This is a genomic window from Thermostichus sp. MS-CIW-25 (genome assembly GCF_054060015.1).
Genome location: NZ_JBSSCS010000048.1, coordinates 1 through 18,795 on the forward strand (window position 1 = coordinate 1; position 18,795 = coordinate 18,795).

The window sequence follows — 18,795 nt, forward strand, 5'->3', positions numbered from 1 at the left end:
TACAACTCTTTGCCGCAAATCCAAAGAATGAGTCGGCATTCCTTTCTCTCCTTCCTCTTGAATACCTGTACCCTATTTTAAATTAAAAGGCTGTAACAGCAGCAGAGGACAGGAGTATCTGATGGACTTAGTTTTGGTTTTATTGATTGGGGCAGCTGTTGGTTTCTCGGTAGGCATTTACGTTGCTCGCCAGTATGGGGCCAGTCCTAAACTGGAAATCTGGAAACGAGAGATTATCAGAGATATATCTTCGCAGCTAAGCCAACGCAGCCAAGAACTCAACAACCCGGACAAAGCACTCATCAAGTTGAGCGAAGGATTGGTAGACAAGATTTCTCAAAAGTTACAGGAAAAGTTACAGGCCGTCCAAGCTACCCTTGAAGAGTTTAAATTTCGCCTTGCTGACAGCCAGCAAAGCTTGCTACAGGACTGGAGCAGAGACCTTCTACAAGCTATATCTGTAAAGTTGGCCGAACATGGCCAGCAACTGAACAATCAGCTAGCCATTCTGGAAAATCTAGTGGAAGAGGCCAAAGATATTTATCGGCAACTACGGGTTACTATTCAAAGTTCTCATGGATCCGAGATATGCCCAACTGCAAATCAGGACTCCCAGAATGAGCAGGTTACTCAGGTCATTGGTAAAGCACCAGATCCTGAGACACCAGACGAAGTACTAAGAGACAAGGATGGGACAGCTACTGTTGATATATCAAAGATAGAGTCGTTCTTAAACTCGAAAAACATAAAGATCAAAATCAAAAAGAGAAGCATAGATATGGAGGAAAAAGAGAAGGAGCTAGATCAAATAGCTGACCTTATGGGTAGTCAGTACTCTTTGATCAAAAGATTCTATAGAATGATTAAGTCAAGTATGAACAGCGGAAACTCTTTCTCAATAGACCTTAGAGACGAACCTCAACAAGTAATTGACACAACTCGCCAGCTTGCCACAGAGCTACACAAGATCGCATTTTTGGAAGAGTATAGATACTCCGAAGCGCCCAAGTGTCTGCTAGAAGCAAGAGCCAGCAGATCTAAACAAGCACTGAATTTTCTCTCAGGAAACTGGCTGGAGAGATACGTTAGGAATAGGTTGATTTGCCTTGCTAAAAGGCAAACTGGAAAGATTGATTTTCCTTACGTAGCAAATGTTGAAGTTACTTTGTCAAACAGAGATGATTTTGAGATGGATCTTCTCTTCTACGTTAATGATCAACTTTACTGGGTAGAGTCGAAGACAGGTAAGTATAAGTACCGAGATAAAGTAAAAAAGTACTCCAAGATTGCTTCTGACCTTGGTCTTCAGAGAAACCAAGCCATCATAGTTTTGACCGACGTTAGTCAAGATGCAAAAACCGATCTATCCTCTCGCTATCATCTGTCAGTCATCAGTGTTGATGAGGTTGAGGCTACATTTGAGAGGATCTTAATAAAGTCACCTTCGAGAAGTCTGAAAGGCACCCGAGAGCATTAGCTTAAGCCACAATTTTGACAGCTTGTTCCATACACCACCAGGGATCCTCCGCAAAAGCTGGCATGGGCGTGCTGCCCGCCTTGCCCAGAATGGCCAGCCTGACTTCTCTATCCAGACGGGATCCGGAGCCATAGGGATCGTCAGAGGGGGGCTCCAGCCTTTGTCCTAGAGGGGGCATTGCCATAATGCCCGGCTGCATGCCGGTACTGGTGACCCAGATTTTGAAGCGATCCACCGCCGTTTCTGTGTCTTCGGGCAGTTGCATCTGGAGCAGATAGCGAGGGCCAGAGCCAACTAATACGCTTTCGCTGGGGCGCAGGCGAGTAGGAAAGTCCGGCTGGTAGGGATAGACCAAGCCGACGCTGCACTGCCGTTCGTCAAAGACTGTTACATAGACATGCACTGGGGTGAGGGCCTTATTGCGCAAGGCGATGGCGAGGTTGCGGCCTGCCTGGATTTGCACTTTCCCTTGGGGATCCCGCGGCAGGGGGCTCACTTCGGCAGGGGCAGAGCTGCTGGCCGGGGTTTCCAGTTGGAGAAATTCCACTTCCAAGATGCTGCTCAGCGCATCGCTGGCAGGTTGCAGGTTCAAAAGATTACCAAAAGCAGCCACGTGCTCCAACAGCCGCACCAGCTTGCGAGGCAGGGCCAGTAGCTTCTTCACCGGGATCCGGAAGGCCGCCAGAGCCACCTCTTCCCCCCGCCGGTAAAAGTGATAAGTGGCATCGGGCAACAGCTCTACCCGCAAGTCCGCTGCTTCCGGGTCTGTGCAGGTCAGAAGCGGTGAGGCCGGCAAGGCCGCCAGCAAATCGGCAACGGGCATTTGCACTTGACTGGGATCCGCACAGGTGAAAGCCACCCGCAACGGCTGGAATCGGATAGAGGACATGGGGAAAACCTGGAACGGAGTCTGCCGTATTCTCCTGCTCTGAGGTTGCCAGGCAAGCAAGCCAAGCTCTATATTACCTGCTCATTACCTGCTCAGTTCTCTCGACTGGGCTGTGGCCAAGTCAGCTCTCGGCCAACAGACTCCCAACAGGCCATAGCTCCGTAATCAAACTTAACACCAAAGGCAAATGGAACCATTGGGAAACTATCCCGGATCCCATCTGCAAATGATCTCTTAATGGTCTATTCTTGATCCTGTTGTCGGGTTTGTGGCTGGAGTGGAGCCCACCTCTCCTCTTTCTAGGCTGATCTACGGAGAACCATGTTTAGCAAAGCTTTTTCTTTTCAGAAGGTGTTTGCGCCAGCGCGTCGTCGGTTGCTTGTCCTGCTGTTGGCTGCGTTGATGGCTGGGTTTGGCTGGGGTCTGGCTCCAGTGTTTGCAGCTAGGGATATTCCTGCAGTGGCTCTGTCGCCAACTGAGTCTATTACCTTTACCGAAGCCCAGTTGGCCAAAGGGAAGAAGCTATTCAACACCGCATGCGCCCAGTGCCATGTGGGCGGCCAGACCTATCCCAACCCGGATGTGAGCTTGAAGCTTTCGGATCTGGAGGGGGCAACTCCCCCACGGGATAATGTGCTGGCGATTGTGGATTACATCAAGAATCCAGTCACCTATGACGGGGTGGAGTCTCTGTTGGAGTATCACCCCAACACCCAGCTCACCAGTGAGTATCCACGTCTGCGCAACCTCACCGACGAGGATCTGAAGCTGATTGCGGGCTACATTCTGGTGCAGGCCAAGACCGTTCCCGGCTGGGGTGGTACCAAGAACGAAAGCCACAGCGACCTATCAGCCTATCTCTAATGCCGCATCTGGATCAGAAGTTGCCTATGAGATGGCGGATCCCGTCTCGCCTCTGGGCCTGGGTCGGGATCCTAGCTTTGTTGTGGCTGGGGCTGGCCAGTCCGGTGGCTGCCCGCATTGATCCTTACGTGAACCAGTATTTGCGGGTGAGTGGCCCTGTGGAATTGCCTCTAGATGCCGCAGGGCATACCCTCACCTTTACCCCAGAGCAGCTCACGGACGGCAAAAATCGTTTTCAGTCCGCCTGTTTGAATTGTCATGTGGGCGGTGCCACTTTGCCGGCTCCCAACATTTCCCTCTCTTTGAAGGACTTGCGCGGTGCCACTCCACCCCGAGATACCCTTCAAGCCTTGATGGAGTACCAGCGGGATCCCCGTAGCTACGATGGCTCGGATTCTATCTATGAATGACGTCCTGTGCCCCCTTCCTGGATGGACAACGAAGCCCTAAGAAATCTGGCTGCCTTTATTCGTTGAAGACCTTTCCGTATAGTCCAGCTATCCGGTGAATAAACTCCAACTGGCATCGCGAATGGCCTTGGCCAAGTGGTGGTTCCTCACCAAGTTGCGCACCGGCAAGTCCTCATACGCCATAATGTCGTGAGACAAAGCGCTCCGCGTCGCCGTAGGCGAGTACCACGCACCGGCTCACCTTGATGACACAGTCTCTGCGCTGGCGCTGGACTTTGAGATGCACCTTGCCCAGTCGCTTCCTCTGCTTTGGGTAGTTCTTAGATTGGGGTTTGATCCCCTTCCTATACTTCCGACTTAACCTCCGCTGGTGTCGCTTCAACCTCCTCTTGGCACGACGCAAGAATTTGGGGCACTCTACCTTGTTAGTGCATCAAGCCCACATCCAGCCCCGCCACCTGGCCGGTGGACTCCACCTGCTCCTGACGCTCCACGTCCAGGCAGAACTGGGCGTAGTAGCCATCGGCTCTCCGCACCACCCGCACCGGTTGATTTTCAGGGTGAGGATGTCCTGCCGCACCTCGCCGTTGCAATACAGAGCAAAGGTGCCTGCTTGGAAGCCATCTGTGAAGGTGAGGGACATCCTATCTGCTGCCAGCTTCCAGCCGGAGACTTTGTACTCCACAGAGCGACAGTGTTTCTGGAACTGGGGACAGCCTTTTTGGGCTTCCTGGTTCTGGCAGCGGCGGTAGAAGGTGGAGATGGCAGACCAAGCTCGCTCCGCGCTGGCTTGTCGGGCAGAGGAGTTAAGCTTCTGGGCGAAGGGGAACTCTCTGGCCAAGTTCTTGCAGAGGGCATAGAGGGCAGCTCTGCCAACCCCCTGGTTATCCATCCAGTGGCGCAGGCATTTGTTGCGGATAAACTGGGCAGTGCGGATGGCCTCGTCCAAGGCTTGGTACTGCTGGGCTGTGCCGTTGAGGAGCTTGGCTTCTGGAACGCGCATGGGCACACTTTAGCGCAGGTCTAACGAGATAAAAGTCGTCCTAGAAGGGCAGGGCTTTAAACCCAGTTTTTTGGTAATCGGTGGATGCCGATCTGTAATCCAACGGCTGCTCGAACTCCCTCAGGGCTTCATTCAAGATGGATCCGACTGCCCCACTGGCCGATACGATCGCTGCTATTGCCACTGCGGTAGTGCCTGAACAGGGCAGTGTGGGGATTGTGCGCCTTTCCGGGTCACGATCCCTTTCCATTGTCCAAGCCATCTTCACCCCTGCCCGCCGCAACGCAGTCTGGGAGAGCCATCGGCTCCTCTACGGCTGGATCCACGATGAGAAAGGCCAAATTCTAGACGAAGCGCTGGCCGTTTGGATGCAAGCCCCCCGCTCCTACACCCGCGAAGATGTGGCAGAGCTGCATTGCCACGGTGGCATCATGGTGGTTCAGGCCACGTTGCAACAATGCCTGCGGCAGGGGGCGCGGTTGGCCCAGCCGGGGGAGTTTAGCCTGCGCGCTTTTCTGAATGGCCGCATTGACCTCACCCAGGCCGAGAGTGTGGCCGATCTGGTGGCGGCCCGCTCCCCTCAGGCAGCCCGGATGGCCTTGGCGGGCTTACAGGGCAAGCTAGGGGGATCCATTCGCGCCCTGCGCCAGGAGCTGCTGGGTTTATTGGCAGAAATTGAGGCTCGCCTCGACTTTGAAGAGGATCTGCCCCCCTTGGACGTTGCCGCTTGGCAGGCCCGGCTCCAAGCTATACAAACCCAGATCCAAGCTCTGCTGGCCACGGCAGAACGGGGACAACTGCTGCGCACCGGGGTGAAGGTGGCCATCGTCGGGAGGCCCAATGTGGGCAAGTCCAGCTTGCTCAATGCCTGGTCAGGACAGGATCGCGCCATCGTCACCGATCTGCCCGGCACCACCCGCGACGTGGTGGAATCCCACCTGGTGGTAAAAGGGATCCCCGTTCAACTGCTGGACACTGCCGGCATCCGCGCCACCGAAGATCCGGTGGAACGGCTGGGGGTGGAGCGCTCCCAACGCCTAGCCCAGGCTGCCGATGTGCTGGTGCTGGTCATCGACGCCCAAGCGGGCTGGACGGCTGCCGACGCCGCCATCTACGAGTCGATCCGCCATCGCCCCCTCATCCTGGTGATCAACAAAACCGACCTCGCCCCGCCAGAGGGGATCCCTCTCCCCCCCGAGATTGCCCACCGCGTCCCCGCCGTTGCCGCCCAAGGGAAAGGGATCCCGGAGCTGGAAAGAGCCCTGGAGCAGCTCGTCACCCAGGGACGTCCCCAGCCCAATCTGGAGATAAGCCTGAACCAGCGGCAGGCCGCTGCCCTCCAACAAGCCCAAGCCAGCCTGGAACAGGTGGGGCAGGCCATCCAAGCTCAGCTCCCCCTGGACTTTTGGAGCATCGACCTACGGGGCGCCCTGCATGCCCTTGGCCAGATCACTGGCGAGGAGATCTCGGAATCAGTGCTGGATCAGATTTTCAGCCGCTTCTGCATCGGTAAGTAGCCCCCTAACTCATACTCATTTTGAGTTTGTGTTACTATGGGCTCAGTTGGGAAGCCGAAGCGGATCCCCGATAATGGAAACACAGTTAGGAGGTTGGCCATGGTTACCGCCGAGAAAACCCGTCTCTACCCCACCCAGATCGATTTGCCAGCAGAGGCTCGCGCGCAACTGGTGGAGCTGCTCAACCAGTCCTTGGCAGACACGTTGGATCTGAAGACGCAGGTGAAACAGGCCCACTGGAACGTTAAAGGCATGCACTTCATCGCCTTGCACGAGATGTTCGACACTTTTGCCAGCACCCTGGAAAACTACGTGGACATGCTGGCGGAACGGGTTACGGCGCTGGGGGGCATCGCCCGCGGCACGGCTCGCATCGTTGCCCAAACCTCCACCTTGCCGGAGTACGATCTGGCCGCTGAAGAGGGTCGGGATCACCTGCAGGCTTTGGCAGCCCGTTACGCTCAATATGCAGCTTCCGTCCGCCGCAACATTGACCGCACCACCGAACTGGGGGATGCCGACACAGCAGACCTGTTCACCGAGATCTCGCGCCAGATTGACAAAGATCTTTGGTTTATCGAGGCTCACCTGCAGGCGTGACGCCAGCGAGGCCAGTCACAGGCAAGTGGATCAAGCAAAATGGGCGTTAACGTTCCCCTCCTGTATTTGGTGGCTCTGGCCAGTATCCTCGGCGTGGCGGGCTTCTTTGTCCTGCGGGAGGTGCTGCGGGTACGGGCCCAGGAAAAGGTCATCCGTGAGCTGCAGCCCCGCCTGAGCAAAGGCAAGGGATCCCCGCAGGAGCACTACGAGTTGGGCAGCGTCTATTTGCAAAAAGGCCTCTACGACCAGGCGGTTGCCCAGCTCAAAAAAGCCCTAGAAGTGGCTGGGGAGAACATTCCCCCCGTCTGCAACGCCCTCGGTTTTGCCTACTTCAGCCAGGGGCAGTACGACTTGGCCATCCGTTACTACAAGGATGCCGTGGCTGCGGATCCCGGTTATGTAACTGCTTGGAACAATCTGGCCCATGCCTATGAGAAGAAAAATCTCTATGGCCCAAGCCTGGAAGCTTACGAAACTGCCCTGAAGTTGGATCCCCGAAATGCCATTGCTAAGCGGCGCTCGGAGTCTCTGCGCAAACGGTTGCAGCCCAGCTCCTGAGGATCCCATCTGCAATTTCATCCGCAGAAATACTCTTGACCGCAGCACAGTTGTCCATAGGAGTTGGCTCTAAAGACTCCATCCTGCCTGTGCAGGCACTTCCTTATCCTCTCAAAAGAAGATTGATAATACTGAAATCTTGAGTGCAAATGTAAGATCCGGTATCGTGTTGCCTGGGCTGGTATTATGTCTTAAATAAAACGAGAGGCCATTTCATGGATTCGCAATCGGTAGCACCTGTGGTTTTGGTGATCCTGGATGGCTGGGGTTATCGGGATGCTCTCGATGGCAACGCGGTGCTGGCTGCGGAAACCCCTGTCCTGGATAGCCTTTGGGCTGCCTATCCCCACACCCTGCTGCAAGCTTCGGGTCGGGCCGTGGGCCTGCCGGCAGGACAGATGGGCAACTCTGAAGTCGGGCACCTGACCTTGGGGGCAGGGCGGGTGGTGCCGCAGGAATTGGTGCGCATCAGCGACGCGATAGAGACAGGATCCCTCTTCCAGGATCCCTTGTTGATGCAAGTTTGTCGCCAGCTCAGAGAGCGAGGGGGCCGTTTTCACTTCGTTGGCCTTTGCTCCGAGGGGGGGGTTCACTCCCACATCGACCATCTCTATGGGTTGCTCAAGCTGGCGGCCCAGGCTGAGATTCCGGCCTATGTCCACGCCATCACCGATGGCCGCGACACCTTGCCCCGCGATGGTGCCAGGGTTCTGGCCGCCCTGGAAAAAGAGCTGCAATGGCTGGGCAATGGCGTCATCGCCACCCTGAGCGGACGCTACTACGCCATGGATCGGGATCGCCGTTGGGAGCGCACCCAAAAAGCCTACGAGATCATGACCCAAGACGGCCCTGGCTGTGGACAAAGCGCCGCCGAGGTGATGGAAGCTTTCTATGCCCAGGATCTCACAGATGAGTTCATCCCGCCCACCCGCCTGGCTCCAGGGGCTGTGCAACCCGGCGATGCAGTGCTTTTCTTCAACTTCCGCCCAGATCGCGCCCGCCAACTTACCCAAGCCTTTGTCTGCCCAGATTTCTCAGGCTTTCAGCGTCCCTTGCTGCCGGATCTCACCTTCATCACCATGACTCAGTACGAGGCGGAGCTGCCGGTGCAGGTGCTTTTCAAGCCGCAGAACCTGGATCACCTGCTGGGCCAAGTGGTGAGCGAGGCCGGCCTCAAGCAATTGCGCATTGCTGAGACGGAAAAATACGCCCATGTCACCTACTTCTTCAACGGCGGCATTGAGCAGCCCTTCCCCGGTGAGGATCGCATCCTGGTGCAAAGCCCGCTGGTGACCACCTACGACCAGGTGCCAGAGATGTCGGCAGTGGAAGTGACCGACAAAGCGATAGAGGCCATCGCCCGCCGCGAATACAGCCTGGTGGTGCTCAACTATGCCAATCCCGACATGGTGGGCCACACCGGCAACTACGAAGCCACCATCCGCGCCCTGGAAACGGTGGATCGCTGTTTGGGCCGGCTGCTGGCGGCAGTGGTAGATGCGGGAGGCACTACTTTGATCCTGGCGGATCACGGCAATGCAGAGCTAATGTGGGATGAGAACGGCAACCCCTGGACGGCCCACACCACCAACCCCGTTCCCTGCATTCTGGTGGAGGGGGAAAGGCGCAAAATCCCCGGCTGTGGCGGCGATGTCAAGTTCCGCTCCAACGGCACTTTGGCTGATGTGGCCCCCACCCTGCTGGAGATCTTGGGCCTGCCTCAGCCCCCCGAAATGACAGGACGCTCGCTTTTGCAGCCGGCAGAATACACCATCCTCCAGCGGCAACCTAGTCCTGTGGGGCGGTAGGTGCCAGGGATCCCTTACTCCGCCACCGGGATCCCTTCTTGGGCCAGCCATGCTGTTAGCTCTCCCCAGTTGCGATAGACAGCCAGAACCCGTGAGCGATCGGGGTGATAGGGGGCAGCCAAGCGCTCCAACTGCAAAAAGCGGGCCTGGGGAGGGATCACCGCCGCTTCGGGATCGGGGGGAGTGGGTCGGCGCAAGGAGCTGCTGTAGCCGCGGTAGATCAGCACCAGATCAGACTCTCCCTCGCTTTCCACCTCCACCCGCAGCACCTCTTGCGGGTGGTCTTGGCTATAGCGCTCCAAGGCCAAGGGCCAAGGCAGGGCCCTCATGCTTCCAGTTCCCCCTTATCAGTTCCGGGTCGCAGCCGCCAGACAAAGTAGAGGCTGTAGAGCAGGTAGGCCACCAGCCCCCAGGCCCCCACGCTCCCCAGCAGCTCCGGCGATACATTGGGATGGAAGATCTCCCGAAACCCCAGCGGTGGCCCAAACCAAGCCCGGCACTCCTCTGGCAGAGAAGTGCGGAAAGCACAGGGCACAAAGGCCCCCGAAAAGAGGATCCCGGCCCCCATATAACCAGTCAGGCCCCACCGCCAGAGCAAAAAGGCTCGCGCCGCCCAGGTTCTCGACTGCTCGAGAGCAGCACTCCAGTCCCGCCAAAACCAAAGACAAACCAAGATCAACAGACGCGCCATTGCTCCACTGAGAAAGCTGACGGGCAGGCCCCCAATCATCAGGTACACCGTCACCGCCAAGAGGCTCGATACCCGCCAATAAACGATCAATAGCTGAATCAAGGGCCGCAACCCCACCGCAAAAGCCCAAATCAGCAGCAGCAATGGCATCACCACCGTCAGCGCCACTGCCAAGCGGTAGTCCAGCCAGATTGCATCCACCAGCCAACTCTGGGGAGTCATCCTCACCCTCTGCCACTCCTGCCCCTTAGTATATGAAACCTGGGGGATCCAGGACGGGACACAGAGAGTTACGGAATGTTAACGCCTGCTGACCATCCCCAGCAAAACTTTACACCAGACAGCTTTCAGAAAGTTTTCCATTTTGCCGCTACCGATCCCCGAAAGTGGTAGATTCTTAGCTAGCTCCTCAGAGGAGCATGACTCTAGTCAATTCAATAATAAGCTCAACTATACTGAAAATAATGTATAATATGTTCAGTACAGATTACTACCAGTTGATCTTTCTGTTTACTTTCGAGTCTGCCAACATGGTAGCCAAAGCAAAGCAGAAAATTGGTAGTAAGACGACACGGAAACTGCGCTTTGGGTATTCTACTCAAAGCTTTGCGGGATACCGCCATTCTGTTTGGAAACAAACAGAATGCTATCGCTGCATAGTTGAACAGTGATGTTCAGCAGTGTTCAGCGTAAATGTATCAGTATCCCTGTCGTTCGGAAGGCCAGCTGCCTGTCTGAGCGACCAGCGGAGTCTCCTTCAGACCTTGGCCCAACTTAATCTCATTAAGTATTGTTACTTAATCGTGTTATCTTGGGTTAAGGTCAAACCTTGAGAGGCATGACCTCAAAACCATGGCCCGTTCTTCCAGACTCCTCTCTCACAGTTCTACCCGTTGGAAGGCGACCCAGTGGAAGCCCAGACCACTGCCTCCCTTGGAGAATGCACCTCCTTCTCCGAAGCGGGAGGAAGAGACAGGGGATCCAGTTGCGTCAGAGCCACCCCTTGCCCTGGGGAAGCCCGATTTGGCGAGGAAGGTGAAGGGTGGAGCTAGGGGGGCAGCAGTTGCTGGCAGCGGGAGCTATGAAGCGCTGCAGCTGTGGCTGGTGCTGGTTACCTTGGGGGTAAGTCTGGCCATTGCCGTGGGAGTGGCCCTGGTTTACTCTCTGGGGGTAGCTGCCAACTACTTGCTGGGGGCGGTTGTTGGCGTGGTTTATCTGCGCATGCTGGGCCGCGGCGTAGCGGAGCTGGGCAAAAGCCGCAACCGTTTGGGGGTGACGCGTTTGGCTCTGTTTGTCGGGCTGATCGTTTTAGCCACTCAGGTGAAGTCTTTGCAGATTTTGCCCATTTTTTTGGGGTTCATGACCTACAAGGTCACCCTGCTCATTCATCTTGTCCAGACCTTGACCCGTTCATCTTCTTCTGTGCGATGCTCATGAACCTGTCCTTCTCCTCTCCTCCTCTTTTGGCAGAACTCGAGGTCGGCCATCACCTTTACTGGCACCTGGGCAAATTCACGGTTCACGGGCAGGTTTTGATCGCCAGCTGGATCGCCATTGCCCTGATCTTGACGGTGGTTATCTTGGGCACCCGTCAACTGCAGCGGGAGCCGGCTGGTCTGCAAAACTTTGTCGAGTATGCCCTGGAATTTGTGCAGAGCATTGCCCGTGCCCAGATTGGCGAGAAAAACTTCCGGCCCTGGGTACCCTATGTCGGCACCTTGTTCCTGTTCATCTTCGTCTCCAACTGGATGGGCAACCTCTTCCCCTGGAAGTTAATTCCCCTGCCGGAAGGGGAGTTGGCCTCCCCCACCAACGACATCAACACCACTGCCGGGTTGGCGCTGCTCACCAGCATCATGTATTTCGTGGCCGGCATCAGCAAGCGGGGGCTGTCTTACTTCAAAAAGTACATCGAGCCTACCCCGATTCTGCTGCCCATCAACGTTTTGGAAGATTTCACCAAGCCCCTCTCCCTGAGTTTCCGTCTGTTCGGCAACATCCTGGCCGAAGAGCTGGTGATTGCGGTGTTGGTGTTGCTGGTGCCCTTGTTTATCCCCGTGCCGGTGATGGTTCTGTTCCTGTTTACGGGGGCGATTCAGGCTTTGATCTTCTCAACCCTCTCGGCAGCTTACATTGGAGAGGCGCTGGAAGGTCATGGAGGAGGGGATCACCACGATTGATCCCGCTGGTCGGTCGATCCATCTTGAACCTTTTCGGGAGGATCATCTCAAATGGGTCAGCGCAAGGGATCCCTTCTTTTGGTAAGGTTTGTTGGGGCTGACAGATTGGTTCTGAAAGCCGCCGACAAGGGAGTGATTTGAGGCTGTAGTGTATCAGACCCGATCACCTCTGAAGCTCAAGAGACGTTGTTGTTGTGTCAATCACCAAGGAGCATCTCACTATGGATCCGTTAACCTCTGCTGCTTCTGTTCTGGCTGCTGCTCTGGCCATTGGTCTGGGATCCCTGGGTCCTGGGATCGGACAGGGGAACGCCGCTGCTGCTGCGATGGAAGGGGTGGCCCGCCAACCGGAGGCGGAAGACAAGATCCGCGGCAACCTGCTGGTTAGCCTGGCCTTCATGGAAGCTCTGACCATCTACGGCTTGGTGGTGGCTTTGGTGCTCTTGTTTGCCAACCCCTTCGCCTAGTGTCCTACGGGGGCGGGCCGCAGCGATGGCCGAGGTGAGCCATATCCGCCCCCCAACCCGGCCTGACGGTAGACCTAAGTTTCTGTTGGGGTCATAACACCCATGCTCTTCCAAACTCTATTGGCTGTTGAAGCGGCTGAAAAAGGTGGTCTTTTCGATCTGGATGCCACCCTGCCCCTGATTGCCATTCAGTTTTTGCTGTTGGTGGCAGTGCTCAACTCCCTCTTCTATGAGCCGGTTACGCGGGCTATCGACAGCCGCAGCGACTACATCCGCACCACTCAAGCGGAAGCCCAAGAGCGCTTGGACAAGGCGGTGTCGTTGACCCGACAGTATGAGTCTGAGATCAGCCAGGCCCGCTTGCAAGCCCAGCAGGTGATCGCTGAGGCAGAGGCTGCAGCTGCTCGCATTCGTTCCGAGAAACTGGCTGCTGTGCAGGCAGAGATCCAGCAGAAGCTGGAGGCGGCGCGGCTACAGGTCGAGCAAGAGAAGCAGGCAGCCCTCGAACAGCTGCAGCAGCAGGTGGATGCCATTGCCGCCCAGATTACCCAGAAACTGTTGGGCAGTGCTCGTTAGATCGCTGGTTGGAAGTACTTTTGGAGGAGCTTGCGATGCCTGTGTGGAGTTGGGTGGCCGGTTGGATGTTGGCTGTGGCCGAGACCACGGAGCTACTCCCAGAAGCCAAGGCAGGAGAGGGGGATCTCTTGGCCAAGATTCTCGAGAGCAACCTGATCAACATCGCGATCATTCTCACCTTGCTGTTTATCTTGGGTCGCAAAGTGGTGGGAGAAGCCCTGGCCAAGCGGCGGGAGGGGATCCTAGAAGAACTGCGGCAGGCGGAGCAGCGCAAACAGGAAGCCATCGAGAAGCTGGCGGATCAGCAGCAAAAGCTGGCCCAGGCTCAGCAGGAGGCTGAACGTATCCGCAAGCAGGCGGAAGCCAACGCCGAAGCCCGTCGGCAAGAGTTGTTGGAGCAGGCGGAGCGGGAAGTTGAGCGGCTGCGGGCCAATGCCGAGAAAGAGTTGTCTAGCGAGCAGGAGCGGGTTTTTCAGGAGTTGCGTCGGCAGATCGTTCGCCAAGCCTTGAGCAAGGTGGAGCAGGAGCTGCCGCAGCACCTCAACGAAGAGACCCACCGCAGCCTGATCGAGAGAGGGATCCAAATGATTGCCCGCTAACTCTCAAGGAGGAGAAAGGTATGATCAGCAGCACAATGGCTGAGAAGGTGGTGGATCCCTATGCCGAGGCTCTCATTGCTCTTGGGTCAGGCCAGGGATTGCTGGACACTTTTGCCGCCGATATGCGCTTTATTGCCGAGGTTTTGCGGGCTACGCCGGAGCTGGGCCAGTTTCTCGCCAACCCGGTGATCAAGGCCGAGGCCAAAAAGAACCTGCTGCAGCAAGTATTTGCCGATCAGATCCACCCTCTGCTGCTGAATGCGCTGAAGTTGTTGACCGACCGCCGCCGTATCATGTTTCTCGGGACTGTTTGCCGGCGCTTTTTGGATCTGCAGCGGAAGCTCCAGAACATCGTCCTGGCCGAGGTGACGACGGCGATACCCTTGACGGAAGCTCAGCAGCAGTCAATTCGCGAGCGGGTGATGGACTTCACCCAGGCCAGCGGTGTGGAGTTGCAAGCCACTCAGGATCCGGAGCTGCTGGGAGGGGTGGTCATCAAGATTGGATCCCAGGTGATCGACCTCAGCTTGCGTGGACAGTTGCGCCGGCTTGCCTTGCAGTTGGCCTAAGTTGGTTTTTGAGGATCCCTTCCCATTACTTGAGAGGACTGCTATGCCTACCATTCGCCCAGACGAGATTAGCACCATCATCAAACAGCAGATTGAGCAGTACAACCAGGAGATGCAGGTCTCCAATGTGGGGACAGTTCTGCAGGTGGGGGATGGCATTGCCCGCATCTACGGTTTGGATAAGGTGATGGCCAGCGAGCTGCTGGAATTTGAGGATGGCACCACCGGTATTGCCCTCAACCTGGAAGAAGACAACATCGGTGCCGTGCTGATCGGCTCCGGGCGGAATATCCAAGAGGGATCCACCGTCAAATCCACGGGCAAGATTGCCAGCATCCCGGTGGGGGAAGCCCTCTTGGGCCGCGTGGTGGATCCCTTATGCAACCCCATTGACGGCAAAGGCCCGATCCAGTGTACGGAGTCTCGCCTGATCGAATCGCCAGCGCCTGGCATTGTCGATCGCCGCTCTGTGTACGAGCCCCTGCAAACCGGCATTACCGCCATCGATGCCCTGATTCCCATCGGGCGGGGGCAGCGGGAACTGATCATCGGCGACCGCCAAACCGGCAAGACCACCGTTGCGGTGGACACAATCCTGAACCAAAAAGGGCAGGATGTGATCTGCATTTACGTGGCCATTGGTCAGAAGCAGAGCACCATCGCCCAGGTGGTGGGCATCCTGACCGAGCGAGGGGCCATGGACTACAGCATTGTGGTGGCTGCCGGCGCCGATAGTCCAGCTCCGTTGCAGTGGCTGGCCCCCTACTGTGGCGCCACCATTGCCGAATACTTCATGTACCAGGGCAAACACACCCTGGTGGTCTATGACGACCTCTCCAAGCAGGCGGTGGCTTATCGGCAAATGTCGCTGCTGCTGCGCCGTCCACCCGGTCGAGAAGCCTATCCTGGGGATGTGTTCTACCTGCACTCGCGGCTATTGGAGCGAGCCGCCAAGCTGAGCAGCCAACTGGGAGAGGGATCCATGACGGCGCTGCCGATTGTGGAAACCCAGGCCAACGACGTATCGGCCTACATTCCCACCAATGTTATCTCCATCACCGATGGGCAGATCTTCTTGGAATCGGATCTGTTTAATGCCGGCATCCGCCCGGCCATCAACGTCGGGATTTCCGTCAGCCGCGTCGGCTCGGCAGCTCAGACCAAGGCGATGAAAAAGGTGGCTGGCTCCATCAAGGTGGAACTGGCGCAATACCGCGATCTGGAGGCCTTTGCCCAATTTGCCTCTGACCTGGATGAGGCTACCCAAAAGCAACTGGCCCGCGGCCAACGGCTGCAGGAGTTGCTGAAGCAGCCACAGTACTCTCCCCTGTCTCTGGATCAGCAGGTGGCCATTATCTATGCGGGAACACGAGGCTATTTGGATGACATTCCGGTGGAGAAGGTCTCCAGCTTCAAGCAGGGCCTTTTGGCTTACCTGGGCACCACCCATCCCAAGTACGGCGAGATCGTCCTCTCCACCAAGCAGCTCACCGACGAGGCAGAAGAAATCCTGAAAACGGCCATCACAGAGTTTAAGCAGAGCTTCGTGGCCAAGGCAGCCTAGCCTGACGCGGATCTCTCCTGGCCCGGATCCCTGTCGACCACCAAAATAGAGGGAGTAGGTTATGGCAAACCTCAAGCGCATCCGCGATCGCATCAAAGCGGTGAAAAACACCCGCAAAATCACCGAGGCCATGCGGCTGGTGGCAGCAGCCCGAGTGCGCCGCGCCCAAGAGCAAGTGATGGCCACCCGTCCCTTTGCCGACCGACTGGCCCAGGTTTTCTATCGGCTGCAAACTCGGCTGCGGCTGGAAGATGTCAACTTGCCTCTGCTGAAGCAGCGGCCCATCCAGACGGTGGGGCTGTTGGTGGTGGCCGGGGATCGGGGCCTGTGCGGAGCCTACAACGCCAACGTGATTAAGCGCACCGAGGAGCGGGTTCGCGAGCTGCAGGAGACAGGGCAGCAGGTGCAGCTTTACCTGGTGGGCCGCAAGGCGGTGCAGTATTTCCAGCGGCGCTCCGCTCCCATCGCCAAGACCTACGTGAATTTGTCGCAGATCCCCACGGCGGCTGAGGCTGCCCAGATTGGAGATCAGCTCCTCTCGGCCTTCTTGTCGGAGAAGGTGGACAAGGTAGAGCTGCTCTATACCCGCTTTGTCTCTTTGATCAGCTCCCGTCCGGTGGTGCAATCCCTGTTGCCCCTCGATCCGTCGCGGTTGGCCACTCAAGACGATGAAATTTTTCGTCTTTTGGTGCGGGGCGGAGAGTTTACTGTCGAGCGCAGCAAAGTCATCGCAGCGGTCTCGGCCCCACCTCAGGACATGATCTTTGAGCAGGATCCCGTGCAGATTTTGGATGCACTGCTGCCGCTGTACCTGAACAACCAGTTGCTACGGGCTTTGCAGGAGGCGGCGGCCAGCGAATTGGCGGCTCGCATGACGGCCATGAACAACGCCAGCGACAATGCCAGCGAGCTTATCCGCACGCTGGGTCTTGCCTACAACAAAGCTCGCCAGGCGGCCATTACTCAGGAGATCCTGGAGGTGGTGGCCGGAGCAGAAGCCCTGTAGACTTCTCAGAGGGGATCCCCTGAGGAGCCGAGGTTGCGTTGTCGCGCCATCTGGGAGTTGAGCAGAATCACCGGCAAGATCCCCACCAAGACAATGGCCAAGGCCGGTGCCCCTGCTTCCGCCAGACGCTCATCGGCTGCCAAACGGTAGGTCTGCACCGCCAAGGTGTCGAAGTTGAAGGGCCGCAGCACCATCGTGGCCGGCAGCTCCTTCATCACATCCACAAATACCAGCAGCATGGCCCCCAAGATGCCACCGCTCATCAAGGGCAAATGCACCCGCCAGAGGGTACCCAGGGATCCCTGCCCCAGGCTGCGGGCTGCCTCATCCAAACTGGGGGGAATGCGCAGCAGCGTGGCCTCAACGGTGGCCAAAGAAACGGCCAAAAACCGCACCAGATAGCCGAACACCAAAGCCGTGAGGGTACCGCCGATCACCAGGCCGGGTGGCTGTTGCAGCACCACCTGCCGCAGGTAGCTCAGCAGTTGATCCAACCACCCTAGGGGAATCAGAACCCCCACCGCGATCACCACTCCCGGCAGCGCGTAGCCCAGAGAAGACAACTGCACCGCCAGCCGCAGGCCCCACGGGGATCCCGCCCGTCCTAGCCCCTGCATGCGCAGCCCGTAAAGCACCACCACCGACACGGAAACAGCAATGATAGCCGTGATGGTGGATAGCCAAAAGCTGTTCTGGGCGTAGCTCCAAAAGCGGCGACCCAACTCCCCCTGCCGCAGGGTCATGTGGAGCAGAATCAAGGCCGGAACGACGAAGCCCAGCCCAATTGGGATCCCACAGGCCAGCCAGGCCCCCACCGCCCGGATCCCTTGTAGGCGGTAACGGGTTGAGGTGGGTTTGAACCCTTGGCGATAGTAGCGCGCCCGTCGGCGGGAGAATTGCTCCACCGCCATCAGCAGCAGCACCAGCAGCAACAGCAGAGCGGAAAGCTGAGCCGCCGCCACCGGATTGCCCAGAGCCGTCCAAGTGCGGTAGATGCCGGTTGTAAAGGTATCTACCCCGAAATAGCTGACCGTACCGAAATCGTTGAGGGTCTCCATCAAGGCCAGCAGACAGCCGGCCACAATGCCCGGTCGAGCTAACGGCAACGCCACTTTACGAAAGCTGGCCCAAGGCCCATAACCCAGGGAGCGACTCACCTCCAAACAGGCTACCGACTGTTCCTGAAAGGCCAACCGGGCCGAGAGATAAACATAGGGATAGAGGGTGAGGATCAGCAGCAGGATTGCCCCCCACAACGAGCGAATGTTGGGGAACCAGTAGTCGCCGATCCCCCAACCCGTAATCCGCCGCAGCCAGATCTGGAAACCGCCGGTCACCTGCAAAAAATCGGTGTAAGCATAGGCCAACACATAGGTGGGAGCCGCCAAGGGCAACACCAGCATCCATTCCAGCCAGGCCCGCCCCCAAAACTGACACATGGTCACCAGCCAGGCGGTGCCACTGCCCACCAGGATGACCCCCGCCGCCACCCCTGCCATCATCACCAGGCTATTGCGCACATAAAGCCCCAAGACCGTATCGGCCAGGTGCTCCCAAACCTGCCGCTCGTCGGCAAAAAGGCTGAGCAGCACCGTCAGAGTGGGAATCAAAAGTAAGCCCGTCAATGCCAAGGTCAGCAGCGTCCAACTGCTGAGCCAGCGCGGCCAACCCCCCTTGAGAGGATGGTCAAGGCGTTTACCCAGATTCAGCCAAGTCAACTTTTCCATCAACTACAAAAGTGCTCCCCACCGCTGACGCGAATGAAACCTGCAGGATCTCGCAAAGACTTTTTCTTTACCATTTCCCAATTGTCAGCTAGAAGGCACAGGAGCCCTCCCCTTTGCCTACAGTGCAAGGACCGGGAGGAATTCGGAGTCATAATGAGTCATAATATAACCTAACTATGACCCAAGTCCTGACCATTTCCTGCAAGCTCAAGGTGTCTGAGTCGCAAGCCGCAAAATTGGATGCGACCTTGGATGCTTTCCTCCAGGCGTTGAACTGGGTAACCAAAACA

The 18,795-nt window shown here is 57.1% G+C and carries 19 protein-coding genes and 1 pseudogene; 15 read left to right on the forward strand and 5 right to left on the reverse strand.

The features are described from left to right. Positions 1 to 121 precede the first annotated feature (121 nt). The gene (locus tag ACVWZ1_RS12755) at positions 122 to 1,477 is read left to right on the forward strand and encodes a PDDEXK family nuclease (protein WP_414329220.1); all 1,356 of its coding nucleotides are present in this window, start codon (positions 122 to 124) and stop codon (positions 1,475 to 1,477) included. 1 nt (position 1,478) lies between these two features. Here ACVWZ1_RS12755 and ACVWZ1_RS12760 read toward each other — a convergent pair whose 3' ends face one another. Then, positions 1,479 to 2,366: a hypothetical protein gene (locus ACVWZ1_RS12760; RefSeq protein ID WP_457503593.1), complete on the reverse strand. Its 888-nt coding sequence runs from the start codon at positions 2,364 to 2,366 to the stop codon at positions 1,479 to 1,481. Between the two features lie 321 nt (positions 2,367 to 2,687). Between ACVWZ1_RS12760 and psbV the strand changes: the two genes are divergently transcribed. Next, positions 2,688 to 3,230, forward strand: a complete 543-nt coding sequence (gene psbV / locus ACVWZ1_RS12765; protein WP_011434097.1) for a photosystem II cytochrome c-550 — start codon at positions 2,688 to 2,690, stop codon at positions 3,228 to 3,230. A 26-nt stretch (positions 3,231 to 3,256) separates the two neighbouring features. Continuing rightward, entirely contained in the window at positions 3,257 to 3,640 is a 384-nt protein-coding gene (gene psbV2 / locus ACVWZ1_RS12770) for a photosystem II cytochrome PsbV2 (RefSeq protein WP_414409425.1), read from the forward strand. Positions 3,641 to 3,733: 93 nt separating this feature from the next. Here the strand turns inward: psbV2 and ACVWZ1_RS12775 are convergent. Continuing rightward, positions 3,734 to 4,643, reverse strand: a pseudogene (locus ACVWZ1_RS12775) (RNA-guided endonuclease InsQ/TnpB family protein); the annotation flags it as partial. A gap of 137 nt (positions 4,644 to 4,780) precedes the next feature. On the opposite strand from ACVWZ1_RS12775, the gene mnmE reads away from it, so the two are divergent. From mnmE to gpmI, 4 genes are all read left to right on the forward strand, one after another. Continuing rightward, positions 4,781 to 6,160, forward strand: a complete 1,380-nt coding sequence (mnmE, locus tag ACVWZ1_RS12780) for a tRNA uridine-5-carboxymethylaminomethyl(34) synthesis GTPase MnmE (protein ID WP_457503594.1) — start codon at positions 4,781 to 4,783, stop codon at positions 6,158 to 6,160. 99 nt (positions 6,161 to 6,259) lie between these two features. Then, complete coding sequence (gene dps / locus ACVWZ1_RS12785) at positions 6,260 to 6,760, forward strand: DNA starvation/stationary phase protection protein Dps (protein ID WP_414344460.1); 501 nt, start codon at positions 6,260 to 6,262, stop codon at positions 6,758 to 6,760. Between the two features lie 39 nt (positions 6,761 to 6,799). Beyond that, a complete protein-coding gene (locus tag ACVWZ1_RS12790) occupies positions 6,800 to 7,318 on the forward strand; it encodes a tetratricopeptide repeat protein (RefSeq protein ID WP_457503596.1) in 519 nt (172 codons plus the stop codon). A 215-nt stretch (positions 7,319 to 7,533) separates the two neighbouring features. After that, positions 7,534 to 9,126 carry a 2,3-bisphosphoglycerate-independent phosphoglycerate mutase gene (gene gpmI / locus ACVWZ1_RS12795; RefSeq protein WP_457503597.1) on the forward strand — a complete coding sequence of 531 codons (1,593 nt, stop codon included), beginning with the start codon at positions 7,534 to 7,536 and terminating at the stop codon, positions 9,124 to 9,126. A gap of 14 nt (positions 9,127 to 9,140) precedes the next feature. On the opposite strand, the gene ACVWZ1_RS12800 is transcribed toward gpmI, so the two are convergent. Both ACVWZ1_RS12800 and ACVWZ1_RS12805 read right to left on the reverse strand, forming a co-directional pair. Then, positions 9,141 to 9,455, reverse strand: coding sequence for a DUF7734 family protein (locus tag ACVWZ1_RS12800; RefSeq protein WP_414522999.1), 315 nt, complete (start codon positions 9,453 to 9,455; stop codon positions 9,141 to 9,143). After that, positions 9,452 to 10,039 (reverse strand): DUF3177 family protein, encoded by a 588-nt coding sequence (locus ACVWZ1_RS12805; protein ID WP_011434226.1) that lies wholly within the window; start codon positions 10,037 to 10,039, stop codon positions 9,452 to 9,454. Before ACVWZ1_RS12805 ends, ACVWZ1_RS12800 begins: the two co-directional genes overlap by 4 nt. 711 nt (positions 10,040 to 10,750) lie before the next feature. On the opposite strand from ACVWZ1_RS12805, the gene ACVWZ1_RS12810 reads away from it, so the two are divergent. From ACVWZ1_RS12810 to ACVWZ1_RS12845, 8 genes are all read left to right on the forward strand, one after another. Then, positions 10,751 to 11,254 carry a hypothetical protein gene (locus ACVWZ1_RS12810; protein ID WP_457503598.1) on the forward strand — a complete coding sequence of 168 codons (504 nt, stop codon included), beginning with the start codon at positions 10,751 to 10,753 and terminating at the stop codon, positions 11,252 to 11,254. After that, complete coding sequence (gene atpB, locus ACVWZ1_RS12815; protein ID WP_414349847.1) at positions 11,251 to 11,997, forward strand: F0F1 ATP synthase subunit A; 747 nt, start codon at positions 11,251 to 11,253, stop codon at positions 11,995 to 11,997. The genes ACVWZ1_RS12810 and atpB overlap by 4 nt, the downstream gene beginning before the upstream one ends. Positions 11,998 to 12,218: 221 nt before the next feature. Next, a complete protein-coding gene (atpE, locus tag ACVWZ1_RS12820; RefSeq protein ID WP_235280127.1) occupies positions 12,219 to 12,464 on the forward strand; it encodes an ATP synthase F0 subunit C in 246 nt (81 codons plus the stop codon). A 102-nt stretch (positions 12,465 to 12,566) separates the two neighbouring features. After that, a complete protein-coding gene (locus tag ACVWZ1_RS12825) occupies positions 12,567 to 13,040 on the forward strand; it encodes a F0F1 ATP synthase subunit B' (RefSeq protein ID WP_414349846.1) in 474 nt (157 codons plus the stop codon). Between the two features lie 35 nt (positions 13,041 to 13,075). Beyond that, positions 13,076 to 13,639: a F0F1 ATP synthase subunit B gene (locus ACVWZ1_RS12830; protein ID WP_457503599.1), complete on the forward strand. Its 564-nt coding sequence runs from the start codon at positions 13,076 to 13,078 to the stop codon at positions 13,637 to 13,639. A gap of 20 nt (positions 13,640 to 13,659) precedes the next feature. Next, positions 13,660 to 14,208, forward strand: a complete 549-nt coding sequence (atpH, locus tag ACVWZ1_RS12835) for an ATP synthase F1 subunit delta (RefSeq protein WP_011434219.1) — start codon at positions 13,660 to 13,662, stop codon at positions 14,206 to 14,208. A 43-nt stretch (positions 14,209 to 14,251) separates the two neighbouring features. Further along, positions 14,252 to 15,772, forward strand: a complete 1,521-nt coding sequence (gene atpA, locus ACVWZ1_RS12840) for a F0F1 ATP synthase subunit alpha (RefSeq protein WP_457503600.1) — start codon at positions 14,252 to 14,254, stop codon at positions 15,770 to 15,772. A gap of 61 nt (positions 15,773 to 15,833) precedes the next feature. Further along, positions 15,834 to 16,778, forward strand: coding sequence for a F0F1 ATP synthase subunit gamma (locus tag ACVWZ1_RS12845; RefSeq protein ID WP_414330493.1), 945 nt, complete (start codon positions 15,834 to 15,836; stop codon positions 16,776 to 16,778). A gap of 5 nt (positions 16,779 to 16,783) precedes the next feature. Here the strand turns inward: ACVWZ1_RS12845 and ACVWZ1_RS12850 are convergent, their stop codons facing one another. Then, the gene (locus tag ACVWZ1_RS12850; protein ID WP_457503602.1) at positions 16,784 to 18,505 is read right to left on the reverse strand and encodes an ABC transporter permease; all 1,722 of its coding nucleotides are present in this window, start codon (positions 18,503 to 18,505) and stop codon (positions 16,784 to 16,786) included. Positions 18,506 to 18,795: the final 290 nt, after the last annotated feature.

Coding starts and splice junctions, on each gene's coding strand:
- psbV (WP_011434097.1), top strand. CDS start 2,688: ATGTTTAGCAAAGCTTTTTCTTTTCAGAAGGTGTTTGCGCCAGCGCGT.
- dps (WP_414344460.1), top strand. CDS start 6,260: ATGGTTACCGCCGAGAAAACCCGTCTCTACCCCACCCAGATCGATTTG.
- atpE (WP_235280127.1), top strand. CDS start 12,219: ATGGATCCGTTAACCTCTGCTGCTTCTGTTCTGGCTGCTGCTCTGGCC.
- atpH (WP_011434219.1), top strand. CDS start 13,660: ATGATCAGCAGCACAATGGCTGAGAAGGTGGTGGATCCCTATGCCGAG.
- ACVWZ1_RS12805 (WP_011434226.1), bottom strand. CDS start 10,039: ATGACTCCCCAGAGTTGGCTGGTGGATGCAATCTGGCTGGACTACCGC.
- ACVWZ1_RS12755 (WP_414329220.1), top strand. CDS start 122: ATGGACTTAGTTTTGGTTTTATTGATTGGGGCAGCTGTTGGTTTCTCG.
- ACVWZ1_RS12830 (WP_457503599.1), top strand. CDS start 13,076: ATGCCTGTGTGGAGTTGGGTGGCCGGTTGGATGTTGGCTGTGGCCGAG.
- ACVWZ1_RS12760 (WP_457503593.1), bottom strand. CDS start 2,366: ATGTCCTCTATCCGATTCCAGCCGTTGCGGGTGGCTTTCACCTGTGCG.
- gpmI (WP_457503597.1), top strand. CDS start 7,534: ATGGATTCGCAATCGGTAGCACCTGTGGTTTTGGTGATCCTGGATGGC.
- mnmE (WP_457503594.1), top strand. CDS start 4,781: ATGGATCCGACTGCCCCACTGGCCGATACGATCGCTGCTATTGCCACT.
- ACVWZ1_RS12845 (WP_414330493.1), top strand. CDS start 15,834: ATGGCAAACCTCAAGCGCATCCGCGATCGCATCAAAGCGGTGAAAAAC.
- psbV2 (WP_414409425.1), top strand. CDS start 3,257: ATGAGATGGCGGATCCCGTCTCGCCTCTGGGCCTGGGTCGGGATCCTA.
- atpA (WP_457503600.1), top strand. CDS start 14,252: ATGCCTACCATTCGCCCAGACGAGATTAGCACCATCATCAAACAGCAG.
- ACVWZ1_RS12825 (WP_414349846.1), top strand. CDS start 12,567: ATGCTCTTCCAAACTCTATTGGCTGTTGAAGCGGCTGAAAAAGGTGGT.
- ACVWZ1_RS12800 (WP_414522999.1), bottom strand. CDS start 9,455: ATGAGGGCCCTGCCTTGGCCCTTGGCCTTGGAGCGCTATAGCCAAGAC.
- atpB (WP_414349847.1), top strand. CDS start 11,251: ATGAACCTGTCCTTCTCCTCTCCTCCTCTTTTGGCAGAACTCGAGGTC.
- ACVWZ1_RS12790 (WP_457503596.1), top strand. CDS start 6,800: ATGGGCGTTAACGTTCCCCTCCTGTATTTGGTGGCTCTGGCCAGTATC.
- ACVWZ1_RS12850 (WP_457503602.1), bottom strand. CDS start 18,505: ATGGAAAAGTTGACTTGGCTGAATCTGGGTAAACGCCTTGACCATCCT.